Genomic DNA, 12,028 nt, shown 5'->3' with positions numbered 1-12,028 from the left:
AAACACCTGGCCGGATTGAAGACTATGGGCGCACTGTGGCAATCGGAACCAAGCAGAACGGAAGCACCCGAGATACCTCCGGCCGAGACGCCACAACCGAAGTCCCCCCGTCAGCGTCGGCTATGGTGGCGGCTGATCATCCTCATCCTGCTGGTGGCGCTGGTGGCCATCGGCTTCGCTGCATATGACGAATTCCGCACCTCCGAACTGCAATCACGCGAGTTCAGCAAACTGGCCGGTACCCTGACCTACTCGCTGGAGCCCGGCCCTAGTGATGCAATCATCTATCCCGGTGACGGGCCGTTCGACAGGCGCCTTGGCTACAGCGCCCTGGGCGAATTCCTGCCACGCCTGCTCAAGCGCGACTACCTGATCACTGAGCAGGTCAGGTTCTCACCCGCGCTGATGAACTACGTCGATCATGGGCTGTTCGCCCCCTATATCGAGAAGATCCAGGCCGGCCTGTCGATCACCGACTGCCGCGGCGACACGCTGTACCAGTACAACTACCCACAGCACCTGTACCCGGACTTTGCCGCAATCCCGGCGGTGATGGTCAACAGCCTGCTGTTCATCGAGAACCGCGACCTGCTCGATACCCAGGACCCACGCAACAACCCGGCCGTGGACTGGCCACGCTTCGCCAAGGCCGCCTACAGCCAGGTGGCCAAGTACCTGGCCTTGCCCGGCCAGTCCGCGGGTGGCAGCACCTTGGCCACGCAGTTGGAGAAGTATCGCCACTCACCGGACGGCCTGACCGTGTCCGGTGCCGAGAAAATCCGCCAGATGATTTCTGCCAGCGTGCGCGCCTACCAGGGCGGCCCGGATACCACCGAGGCACGCCAGCGCATCGTGCGCGACTACCTCAACAGTGTGCCGCTGTCGGCCGTGCCCGGGCACGGCGAAGTGCACGGCATGGCCGAAGGCTTGCGGGTGTGGTACGGCGCCGACTTCGACCAGGTCAACCAGGCCCTGACTTCCACCGCCACTGACGCCGAAAGCATGGCTGCACGCGGCCTTGCCCTGCGCCAGGTGCTGTCGCTGATGATTGCCCAGCGCCGCCCGTCCCACTACTTGTCCAAGGGCCGGGTGGAGTTGGCCGAACTCACCGATTCGCACATCCGCGTGCTCGCCGCCAACAAGGTGATCGAGCAGCCATTGGCCGAAGCCGCGTTGGCCAGCAAGGCGGTCTACCGCGACTGGGTAGCGCAGCCAACCATCGTGCCGATAGTTACCAACAAGGGCATCAGCCTGGCGCGCAACCGCCTGGCAGCCATGCTCAACCGCCCGTTGTACGACCTCGACCGCCTCGATGTATCGGCCACCAGTACCCTGCAGGCCGACCTGCAACTGCAGGTCAGCCAGTACCTGAAAAACCTTGCCGACCCGGAGTTTGCCGCGCAGATGGGGCTGATCGGCGAGCGCCTGCTCACCACCAAGACCACCGACCAGGTCAGCTACAGCTTCACCCTGTTCGAGCGCACCGCCGACGGCTCGCGGGTACGGGTGCAGACCGACAGCACCAACCAGCCCTTCGACATCAACGAAGGCAGCAAGCTGGAACTCGGCTCCACCGCCAAGTTGCGGGTGCTGACCACGTACCTGGAGATCATCGCCGAACTGCACGACAAGTACGCCGGCAAACCCGCTGCCGAGCTGAAGAAGGTCGAAGTCGCCGAACTCGACCGCATCACCCAGTGGTCGCTGGAATGGCTGACGCAGAACAGCAAGAACCAGAGCCTGGACGCCATGCTCGACGCCGCGCTGGAGCGCAAGTACTCCGCCAATACCGGTGAAGCCTTCTTCACAGGCGGCGGCATGCACGTGTTCAACAACTTCCGCAAGGAAGACAACAGCCGCAACCCGACGCTCAAGGATGCGCTGCGCGAATCGATCAACCTGCCGTTCATTCGCCTGATGCGCGACCTGGTGCGCTACGTGACCTACCAGCAGCCGTACAACCGCGTGCCGCTGCTCAAGGACGACGCCGACCCTCGCCGCCAGGAATACCTGGCCCGCTTCGCCGACAAGGAAGGCACCAACTACCTGATGCGCTTCTGGAAGAAATACCAGCGCAAGACCTCACAGCAGCGCCTGGACACCTTCCTGGACAGCATGCGCGTAACCCCGCAACGGCTGGCGGCGGTGCACCGCTACCTGTTCCCCGAAGCAGGGCAGGAAACCTTCAATGCCTTCGTACGTGCCCACCTCAAGGGCGACAAGATTACCCTGGGCAAGCTGACCGACGGCCGCCTGTCAGAGATGTATGACGCCTATGGCCCGGGCAAGTACGACCTGCCCGACCAGGGCTACATTGCCAAGGTCCACCCGCTGGACCTGTGGCTGCTTGGCTACCTGCTGAAAAACCCGAGCTCGACCTTGACCGAAATGGTCAACGCCAGCCGCTTCGAGCGCCAGGAGGTGTACAGCTGGCTGTTCAAGAGCCGCCACCAAGGGGCACGCGACAGCCGCATCCGCACCATGGTCGAGATCGAAGCCTTCCTCGACATCCACCAGCGCTGGAAACGCGTGGGCTATCCATTCGACCACCTGGTGCCCTCCCTGGCCACCGCCATCGGCAGTTCGGGCGACCGCCCCGCCGCCCTCTCCGAACTGGTCGGCATCATCCAGAACGACGGCATCCGACTGCCCACCCTGCGCATCGACACCCTGCACTTTGCAGCCAACACACCTTATGAAACCAAGTTGATCACCGACCCAGACCGGGGCGTGCGGATTCTGCCGGTGGAAGTGGCACGCGCACTCAAAGGCGCCATGTCGCAGGTGGTCGATGCAGGCACTGCGCGGCGTATTTCCGGCAGTTTCAAGCTGCAGGACGGCACGCCACTGGTGATGGGGGGCAAGACCGGTACCGGTGACAACCGCATCGAAAGCTTCGGCGCCGGCGGTCGGCTGATTGGCTCGCGCTCGCTTAACCGCACCGCCACCTTCGTGTTCTTCCTGGGCGACAACCACTTCGGCACCCTCACTGCCTTTGTGCCTGGGCGCTCGGCAGAAGCGTTCAAATTCACCTCGGCGCTGCCGGTGCAGGTGCTCAAGGGCATGGCCCCGATCCTCATGCCATACCTGCAGCCGGGCAATCCGAATGAATGCAAACCGCCGCAGGTTGCGGTACATACGCCACCGCCTGCAGGAAACGTATCGAATGACTAGATGATAATCATCTGCATTAAAGGGGTTGTCTTTAGATATATCTTGAGTAGTATCTTACGATATATCGCAAACGACGGAGCCCTGCCCCCATGCGTGAACACACCCCCCATGACCCCTTCGAGCGGCGCCCCGGCCGCGGCGAGCGCGGCCCACGCGTCTTCGCCCCCGGTGACCTCAAGCTGCTGATGCTGGACCTGCTGGCCGAGCAGCCCGGCCACGGTTACGACCTGATCCGCCAGATCGAAAACCTGTTCGACGGCAGCTACAGCCCAAGCCCAGGGGTGATCTACCCCACGCTGAATTTTCTTGAAGAGGCCGAGCTGATCAGCGGCCAGGTGCAGGGCAGCAAACGCCTCTATGCCATCACCGACGCCGGGCGCAGCGCCCTGGCCGAGCAGGCTATCGCCCTGGACGGCGTGCGCATGCGCATCGAAGTCAGCAAACGCGCCCTGCGCGGCCACGACCGCCCGCCTGAAATCCATGAAGCGGTCGGCAACCTGCGCCACGCACTGCACATGCACAGCGGCCGCTGGACTCCGGAAGAAATCCAACGGGTCCGCGACTTGCTCAACCATACCGCCAAGGCCATCGCCTCCGGGCCGGCCGACCCTGTCGGGGAGACTTCCCATGAGTGACACCATCCACCGCGTCAACCACGAGATCCGCCAACGCCGTCTGCAGGTACTGCGCGTCACCGAGCTGACCCCACGCATGCGCCGCATCACCCTCGGCGGTGCCGAACTGCAAGGTTTCAGCAGCGTCGGCAGTGACGACCATATCAAGCTGCTGTTCGCCGAAACGCCGGAGCAACAACAGGCCATCGAGGCCCGTAATATGGGCCGGGACGGTGGCGCACGGCCCACCATGCGCGAGTACACGCCACGGCGCATCGACCTGGTGGCCAATGAACTGGACATCGACTTCGTGCTGCACGGTGACGGCCCAGCCTCCACCTGGGCCGCCCAGGCCACCCCGGGGCAAACCCTGGACATCGCCGGGCCACGGGCCTCGCTGGTGGTGCCGGATATGTTCGACAGCTACCTGCTGATCGGTGACGAAACCGCCATTCCGGCGATTGGTCGGCGCCTGGACGAACTGCCGGCTGGCCGCCAGGTGCTGGCGGTGATCCAGATCGAAGACGAGCAGGAGCGCCAGCCGTTGCCGAGCAAGGCACAGGTCGAAGTCATCTGGGTGCGTCGCCAGCAAGAAGATTTGCTGGAACTGGTGAAGAACCTGACCTTGCCGCAAGGCCGGTTGTATGGCTGGGTGGCGCTGGAAAAAGCCCTGACCCGCCAGGCCAAGGCGCTGTTGCTGGAAAAAGGGGTGCCTGAGGATGCGCTGAAGGCTGCGGCCTACTGGCGTGCCGACGGGACTGCGGACGACGAGTGATCTTGGTTGCCTACACCGGCCCCATCACCGGCAAGCCAGCTCCCACAAGTACTCCACTGCCCTAAAGGTTTGTGAAGTACCTGTGGGAGCGGGTTTACCCGCGAAGAGGCCAGCACAGGCTAAGCAAATTTCCGCACCCCGCGCCACCGATCCAGCCCAAGCAGCACCAACCCGATCCCCCAGAACCCCGCCAGCACCCCCAGGGCATTGAGCATCACCTGCCCATATCCCAGGCTCGCCACATCGATGAAGGGGTAGGCGTATACGCCAATCTCGCTCCCCCGCCACAGCGCATAGGCAAAATACACCGCCGGGTACATCGCCCACACTGCCAGGTGCCATAGCCGCAGGCTGCCCTTGGGCACCTCGCACCACCAGTACAAGGCATACAGCAGCGGCATCACATCGTGCAGCAACTCGTCCGCCAGCCACTGCCAGCCTTGCGGGTGCCACAAGTGGCGCAGCAACACGCTGTAGGCCAGCGCCACCAGCACGATGCTGGCTGCCACTGCAGCACTCACCGACGGCGACAGGAAGAAGCGCCTGGCGCGGCCTTCACGACCGAACGCTGCATAACTGAGCACCGTCGCCACCAAGGTGTTGGTCAGCACGGTGAAATAGCCGAACACATTGATCAGGCCGCCAATCAGGCTGGCCTGTTCCTGCCAGCGCGCCAGCAGCACCAGGTATACCTGCACGGTCAGGCCGAACCAGCCCAGCACGGCCATGCCGGTCAGCCAGGGGCGGCGCGGCATATCAGGCCTTGCGCTGCAGCTTCACGTACAACTGCTCGACCTTTTCTCGCGCCCACGGCGTCTTGCGCAAAAAGGCCAGGCTCGACTTGATGCTGGGGTTGCTCTTGAAGCAACGCACATCGATGCGCTCGGCCAGGCCCTGCCATTGGTAGTGCGCCACCAGCTCGGTGAGGATCTGTTCAAGGGTCTTGCCGTGCAGCGCGTTGTGTTGGGCCGTGCTCATGCTGTGCTCCGTAGGAAAGATGCGCACCTTACACGAGTGTAGTGGCGGGTGGGATGCGTCAAGCCCACAGAAAAAATGCTGGCCAGGGGCAAAACCTCTGTGCTGAAATAGTTATGTTATGTTGTAACACTATAAAAGCATCTGCCAAGGAACGCCCCATCCCCATGCTGTACTCACCGCTTCGCCTCTCCCCCCTTGCCGTCGCGCTCTGGCTGGCTGCGTCGCCCAGCCAGGCCGTGGAACTCGAACCCCAGGTCATCACCGCCAACCCATTGGGCAACCGCCAGTTGGCCGCCCCCAGCACCGTGCTCGAAGGCGACAACCTGCTGCAGCAACAGCACGGTAGCCTCGGTGAAACCCTCAACAAGCAGCCCGGGGTCGCCTCGACCTGGTTCGGCCCTGGCGCCAGCCGCCCGGTAATCCGCGGCCTGGACGGCGACCGCATTCGCATCCTGCGCAATGGCGTCGGCGCGCTGGATGCCTCGTCGCTGTCCTATGACCACGCCGTGCCGCTGGACCCGGTCACTGTCGACCGCGTCGAGATCGTCCGCGGCCCGGCCGCCCTGCTCTACGGCGGCAACGCCATCGGTGGCGTGGTCAACACCTTCGACAACCGCATCCCGGATGCACCGATCGAAGGCATCCACGGTGCCGGTGAGTTGCGCTACGGTGGCGCCGACACCACGCGCAGCAGCGCCGGCAAGCTGGAGGCGGGTAACGGTGCCTTCGCCCTGCACCTGGATGCCAACAGCCGCCAGTTCAACGACCTGCGCATCCCCGGCTACGCCCGCAGTTCCAAGGTGCGTGACGCCGATGAGCCCGGCAGCAAACACCGCCTGGAAAACAGCGACGGCCGCCAGGACGGCGGTGCAGTCGGTGGTGCCTATCACTGGGATCATGGTTACGCCGGCCTGTCGTACAGCGGCTACGACAGCAATTACGGCTCGGTGGCAGAGTCCGGTGTGCGCCTGGACATGAAACAGGACCACTACGCCTTCGCCTCCGAGCTGCGCGACCTGGACGGCCCGTTCAGCTCGGTCAAGGTCGATGCTGGCTATACAGATTACGAACACAGCGAGATCGAAGAAGGCGAGGTGCACACCACCTTCAAGAACAAGGGCTACGAAGCACGTATCGAAGCCCGCCATCAACCGCTCGGGCCGGTGGAGGGGGTGATCGGTGCCCAGGTCAGCCGCAACGAATTCTCTGCCCTCGGCGAGGAAGCCTTTGTCCCGCACACCAACACCGACAGCCTGGCGCTGTTCATGCTGGAGCAATGGCAGGCCACAGAGCGGCTGAACCTGAGCCTGGGCGCACGCCTGGAGCACACCCGGGTAGACCCGGACGCCAAAGGCAACGAAAACTTCGTCGATGCCGACAGCGCCAGCAGCTTCAACGCGTTCAGCCTGTCTTCCGGTGCGGTGTACCAGCTCGACCCGATCTGGTCGCTGGCCGCCAACCTTGGCTACACCGAGCGCGCCCCGACTTTCTACGAGCTGTACGCCAATGGTGCGCATGTGGCCACCGGCGCCTTTGAAGTGGGTGACGCCAGCCTGAACAAGGAAAAGGCCATTTCCGCCGACTTGGCGCTGCGCTTCGACAATGGCACCCACAAAGGCAGTGTCGGGGTGTTCTACAGCCACTTCCGCAACTACATCGGGCTGATCGGCACCGGCAACCTGCGCGAGGGCGGGCATGACCACGACCATGGCGAGGATGACCACGACCACGATCATGACCACGATGGCTTCCCGGAATACCAGTACCAGGGCGTGCGCGCGCGCTTCTACGGCATCGAGGCCCAGGATCGCTGGCAGCTGGTCGAGAACCGCTACGGCAGCTTCGCGCTGGAGTTGTCCGGTGACTACACCCGGGCCAAGAACCTCGACAGCGGCGAACCTTTGCCACGCATCGCCCCGCTGCGCCTGAACAGCGGCCTGGTATGGGAACTGGACCGCTGGCAGGCGCGGGTAGATGTGCAACATGCGGCATCGCAGCACCGCAAGCCGGCCAACGAAACCAGCACCGATGGCTACACCACATTGGGGGCGAGCGTGGGTTACCGCTTTGACATTGGCCAGAGCCAGTGGCTGGCATTTGTGCGCGGCGAAAACCTGACCGACCAGACCGTGCGTTATGCCAGCTCGATCCTGCGCGATATCGCACCGGCACCGGGGCGCAGTGTGGAAGTGGGGTTGCGTACCACCTTCTGAAATCGCGGGGGCGCTTTGCGCCCCAATCGCCGGCAAGCCAGCTCCCACAGGTACTGCACTGTCCTCAGTGCTAGCGCAATTCTGTGGGAGCTGGCTTGCCGGCGATGGGCTGCAAAGCAGCCCCCTTCAGACTATTGTTACCCGCTGAACAACAATCCCCTGCGACAATTTGTCTTTTTTTCTTACAACTTCCGCTATATCCTCCCCGCCTGAAGCTGAATCGCTTCACTGAAACCATCTTGTCGCCATATCCATTGAAGGGCCTGCCCTTCGATGCGCTTGCCGTTTTTTCAACAATCAAAAGATAGCGCTATCTCATGCTTCAACTGCCCAAAACCTGTTACATCGGCCTTGCCCTCAGCGCCTTGGCGACACCCGCCGCCGCCAGCGAAATGTTTGCCAGCGACTCCCCATGGATGCTCGGCGACTGGGGCGGCACCCGCAGCGAATTGCTGGAAAAAGGCTACGACTTCACCCTCGGCTACACCGGGGAGATGGGCAGCAACCTGCACGGTGGCTACGACCACGACCGTACCGCGCGCTACAGCGACCAGTTCACCTTTGGCAGCCACCTGGACCTGGACAAGATCCTCGGCTGGCAAGACGCCGAATTCCAGCTGACCATCACCGAGCGCCACGGCGACAACATCAGCAACGACCGCATCAACGACCCCCGCGTTGGCGGCTTCACCTCGGCCCAGGAAGTCTGGGGCCGTGGCGAAACCTGGAGGCTGACGCAGATGTGGATCAAGCAGAAGTACTTCGATGGTGCGCTGGACGTGAAATTCGGCCGCTTCGGCGAAGGCGAGGACTTCAACAGCTTCCCTTGCGACTTCCAGAACCTGGCCTTCTGCGGCTCGCAGGTGGGCAACTGGGTGGGTGGCATCTGGTACAACTGGCCGGTCAGCCAGTGGGCTCTGCGCGTGCGCTACAACCTCAGCGACGAGCTTTACACCCAGGTCGGCGTGTTCGAGCAGAACCCCTCCAACCTGGAATCGGGCAACGGCTTCAAGCTCAGCGGCAGCGGCACCCAGGGCGCGGTAATGCCGATCGAACTGGTATGGACCCCACGCATCCAAGGCCTGAAAGGGGAATATCGCGCCGGCTACTACTACAGTAATGCCAAGGCACAGGATGTTCTCAAGGACAGCAACGGCCAGCCGGCCGCCGTCAGCGGCGCCGCCTACCGCAGCAGTTCGAGCAAGCACGGCATGTGGCTCGGCGCCCAGCAGCAGGTAACTTCGCTGGCCTCCGACCAGTCGCGTGGCCTGAGCCTGTTCGCCAACGCCACGGTGCATGACAAGAAGACCAATGCCATCGACAACTATGTGCAGGCAGGACTGGTATACAAAGGGCCTTTCGACGCCCGCGCCAAGGACGACATCGGTTTCGCCGTCGCCCGCGTGCACGTCAACCCTGCCTACCGCAAGAACGCCCGCCTGGCCAACCAGGCCGCCGGGCTCTACGACTACGACAACCCCGGTTTCCTGCCTGTGCAGGACACCGAGTACAGCGCCGAGCTGTACTACGGCATCCATTTGGCCGACTGGCTCACGGTGCGCCCCAACCTGCAGTACATCCGCCACCCGGGCGGGGTGTCGCAGGTCGATGGCGCCCTGGTCGGCGGCCTGAAGATCCAGAGCAGTTTCTAACCCCCTTTTTGACCTGACGGAGAACCTACGATGAGCACTGAAGGTGCCAACCAAGGAAGCCGCTGGCTACCTCGCCTGATCGGCGCGCTGCTGTTGCTGATGGGCCTGGCCCTGCTGGCCGGCGGTATCAAACTGAGCCAGCTGGGCGGATCGCTGTACTACCTGATCGCCGGTATCGGCTTTGCCCTTTCGGGCATCCTGCTGCTGGCCCAGCGCCGCATTGCCTTGGGCCTGTATGGCCTGGTGCTGCTGGGCAGCACCGTGTGGGCCCTGCTCGAAGTGGGCCTGGACTGGTGGCAACTGGTGCCACGCCTGGCCATCTGGTTTGCCATCGGCGTGGTGCTGTTGCTGCCATGGGCACGTCGCCCGTTGACCGGCCCGGCCAGCAAGGCCAACACTGCACTGCTGGGCGTTGCCGTGGTTGCTTCGGGGGCATGTGCCCTGGGCAGCCAGTTCACCCACCCCGGCGAAGTGTTCGGCGAACTGGGCCGCGAAAGCAGCGAAATGGCCAGCGCCGCCCCGGCCATGCCTGACGGCGAGTGGCAGGCCTACGGCCGCACCGAGCATGGCGACCGCTATTCGCCGCTGCGCCAGATCACCCCGCAGAATGCCTACCGCCTGGAAGAAGCCTGGCGTATCCGCACCGGCGACCTGCCGACCGAAAACGACCCTGTGGAGCTGACCAACCAGAACACCCCGCTGAAGGTCAACGGCATGCTCTACGCCTGTACCGCACACAGCCGCCTGCTGGCCCTGGACCCGGACACCGGCGCAGAAATCTGGCGCTACGACCCGCAGGTCAAGAGCCCGACCGGCACCTTCAAAGGCTTTGCCCACATGACATGCCGTGGCGTTTCGTACTATGACGAAAACCGCTACGTCAGCCGCGACGGCAGCCCGGTACCGAAAATTACCGACGCAGGCCAAGCCGTGGCGCAGGCCTGCCCGCGCCGCCTGTACCTGCCTACCGCAGATGCTCGCCTGATCGCCATCAACGCCGACAACGGCAAAGTGTGCGAAGGCTTCGCCAACCAGGGCGTGATCGACCTCACCACCGGCATCGGCCCGTTCACTGCCGGCGGCTACTACTCCACCTCGCCTGCCGCTGTCACCCGTGACCTGGTGATCATCGGTGGCCATGTCACCGACAACGAGTCGACCAACGAGCCGTCGGGCGTCATCCGCGCCTACGATGTGCACGACGGCCACCTGGTGTGGAACTGGGACAGCAACAACCCGGAAGACACCAAGCCGTTGGCCCCAGGCAAGATGTACAGCCGCAACTCGGCCAACATGTGGTCGATCGCCAGCGTCGACGAAGACCTGGGCATGATCTACCTGCCGCTGGGCAACCAGACCCCGGACCAGTGGGGCGCCGACCGTACCCCGGGCGCCGAGAAGTACAGCGCCGGCGTGGTCGCCCTGGACCTGGCCACCGGCAAGGCCCGCTGGAACTACCAGTTCACCCACCACGACCTGTGGGACATGGACGTCGGCAGCCAGCCGACCCTGGTCCACCTGAAGACTGACGATGGCGTGAAACCTGCGATCATCGTGCCGACCAAGCAAGGTAGCCTGTACGTGCTCGACCGCCGCGACGGTACGCCGATCGTGCCGATCCGCGAAATCCCCACCCCGCAAGGCGCAGTGAAGGGCGACCACACCTCGCCGACCCAGGCCCGCTCCGACCTCAATCTGCTCGGCCCTGAGCTGACCGAACAGGCCATGTGGGGCGCCACGCCGTTCGACCAGATGCTGTGCCGCATCCAGTTCCGCGAACTGCGCTACGAAGGCCAGTACACCCCGCCATCCGAGCAGGGCTCGCTGATCTATCCGGGTAACGTGGGGGTCTTCAACTGGGGCAGCGTGTCGGTCGACCCGGTGCGCCAACTGCTGTTCACCTCGCCCAACTACATGGCCTTCGTGTCGAAGATGGTGCCGCGCGAGCAGGTCGCCGAAGGCAGCAAGCGCGAAAGCGAGACCAGCGGCGTGCAGCCCAATACTGGCGCGCCCTACGCGGTGACCATGCACCCGTTCATGTCGCCGCTGGGCGTACCGTGCCAGGCCCCGGCCTGGGGCTATGTCGCCGCCATCGACCTGTTCACCAACAAGGTGGTGTGGAAGCACAAGAACGGCACCACCCGCGACAGCACCCCGGTACCGATCGGCCTGCCGGTTGGCGTGCCGAGCATGGGCGGTTCGATCGTTACCGCAGGCGGCGTCGGCTTCCTCAGCGGCACCCTCGACCAGTACCTGCGTGCTTATGACGTGAACAACGGCAAGGAACTGTGGAGTGCCCGCCTGCCAGCGGGTGGCCAGGCCACGCCGATGACTTACACCGGCAAGGATGGCAAGCAGTATGTGCTGGTGACTGCTGGCGGCCATGGCTCGCTGGGCACCAAAATGGGTGATTACATCATCGCTTACAAACTCGCTGACTAAGTTACCGAGCCCTGCTTGCAGGGCTCATTCCCCTGTACCGGCCTCATCGCCGGCAAGCCAGCTCCCACAGGTATTGCACCGACCTTGAAAATGGTGGGTTACCTGTGGGAGCTGGCTTGCCGGCGATGAGGCCGGTGCAGGCAATCACAGATGAAACCCTCCCCTGCTCCCTTCGTCTAC

Annotated in this window: 8 protein-coding genes; 6 read left to right on the top strand and 2 right to left on the bottom strand. The window is 63.7% G+C overall.

The genetic code is table 11. The annotated features are described in order from the left end of the window. Nucleotides 1-24: 24 nt before the first annotated feature. From PP4_RS05090 to PP4_RS05080, 3 genes are all read left to right on the top strand, one after another. Complete coding sequence (locus PP4_RS05090) at nt 25-3,174, top strand: transglycosylase domain-containing protein (protein ID WP_016498192.1); 3,150 nt, start codon at nt 25-27, stop codon at nt 3,172-3,174. Between the two features lie 89 nt (nt 3,175-3,263). Then, complete coding sequence (locus PP4_RS05085) at nt 3,264-3,809, top strand: PadR family transcriptional regulator (RefSeq protein ID WP_016498191.1); 546 nt, start codon at nt 3,264-3,266, stop codon at nt 3,807-3,809. Next, on the top strand, nt 3,802-4,563 hold the full coding sequence (locus PP4_RS05080) for a siderophore-interacting protein (RefSeq protein WP_016498190.1): 762 nt from the start codon (nt 3,802-3,804) through the stop codon (nt 4,561-4,563). The genes PP4_RS05085 and PP4_RS05080 overlap by 8 nt, the downstream gene beginning before the upstream one ends. Before the next feature lie 119 nt (nt 4,564-4,682). On the opposite strand, the gene PP4_RS05075 is transcribed toward PP4_RS05080, so the two are convergent. After that, nucleotides 4,683-5,318, bottom strand: a complete 636-nt coding sequence (locus tag PP4_RS05075; RefSeq protein ID WP_016498189.1) for a Pr6Pr family membrane protein — start codon at nt 5,316-5,318, stop codon at nt 4,683-4,685. 1 nt (nt 5,319) lies between these two features. Beyond that, nucleotides 5,320-5,541, bottom strand: a complete 222-nt coding sequence (locus PP4_RS05070) for a VF530 family protein (protein ID WP_016498188.1) — start codon at nt 5,539-5,541, stop codon at nt 5,320-5,322. Nucleotides 5,542-5,705: 164 nt separating this feature from the next. On the opposite strand from PP4_RS05070, the gene PP4_RS05065 reads away from it, so the two are divergent. The 3 genes from PP4_RS05065 to PP4_RS05055 all read left to right on the top strand — a co-directional run bounded on the left by PP4_RS05065 (nt 5,706) and on the right by PP4_RS05055 (nt 11,848). Then, nucleotides 5,706-7,754 (top strand): TonB-dependent receptor, encoded by a 2,049-nt coding sequence (locus PP4_RS05065; protein WP_016498187.1) that lies wholly within the window; start codon nt 5,706-5,708, stop codon nt 7,752-7,754. Between the two features lie 317 nt (nt 7,755-8,071). After that, the gene (locus PP4_RS05060) at nt 8,072-9,406 is read left to right on the top strand and encodes a carbohydrate porin (RefSeq protein ID WP_016498186.1); all 1,335 of its coding nucleotides are present in this window, start codon (nt 8,072-8,074) and stop codon (nt 9,404-9,406) included. Nucleotides 9,407-9,436: 30 nt separating this feature from the next. After that, nucleotides 9,437-11,848 carry a glucose/quinate/shikimate family membrane-bound PQQ-dependent dehydrogenase gene (locus PP4_RS05055; RefSeq protein ID WP_016498185.1) on the top strand — a complete coding sequence of 804 codons (2,412 nt, stop codon included), beginning with the start codon at nt 9,437-9,439 and terminating at the stop codon, nt 11,846-11,848. The last annotated feature ends 180 nt before the right edge of the window (nt 11,849-12,028 follow it).

Origin of the sequence: Pseudomonas putida NBRC 14164, from assembly GCF_000412675.1 — a bacterium.
Lineage (GTDB): Bacteria > Pseudomonadota > Gammaproteobacteria > Pseudomonadales > Pseudomonadaceae > Aquipseudomonas > Aquipseudomonas putida.
Note: the sequence above shows the minus strand (reverse complement) of the source record. Positions and strands in the feature narration are given on the sequence as shown.

Bases quoted from the DNA above. Each gene is read 5' to 3' on its own strand.
- PP4_RS05090 (WP_016498192.1), top strand. From the start codon at position 25: ATGGGCGCACTGTGGCAATCGGAACCAAGCAGAACGGAAGCACCCGAG.
- PP4_RS05085 (WP_016498191.1), top strand. From the start codon at position 3,264: ATGCGTGAACACACCCCCCATGACCCCTTCGAGCGGCGCCCCGGCCGC.
- PP4_RS05080 (WP_016498190.1), top strand. From the start codon at position 3,802: ATGAGTGACACCATCCACCGCGTCAACCACGAGATCCGCCAACGCCGT.
- PP4_RS05070 (WP_016498188.1), bottom strand. From the start codon at position 5,541: ATGAGCACGGCCCAACACAACGCGCTGCACGGCAAGACCCTTGAACAG.
- PP4_RS05065 (WP_016498187.1), top strand. From the start codon at position 5,706: ATGCTGTACTCACCGCTTCGCCTCTCCCCCCTTGCCGTCGCGCTCTGG.
- PP4_RS05055 (WP_016498185.1), top strand. From the start codon at position 9,437: ATGAGCACTGAAGGTGCCAACCAAGGAAGCCGCTGGCTACCTCGCCTG.
- PP4_RS05075 (WP_016498189.1), bottom strand. From the start codon at position 5,318: ATGCCGCGCCGCCCCTGGCTGACCGGCATGGCCGTGCTGGGCTGGTTC.
- PP4_RS05060 (WP_016498186.1), top strand. From the start codon at position 8,072: ATGCTTCAACTGCCCAAAACCTGTTACATCGGCCTTGCCCTCAGCGCC.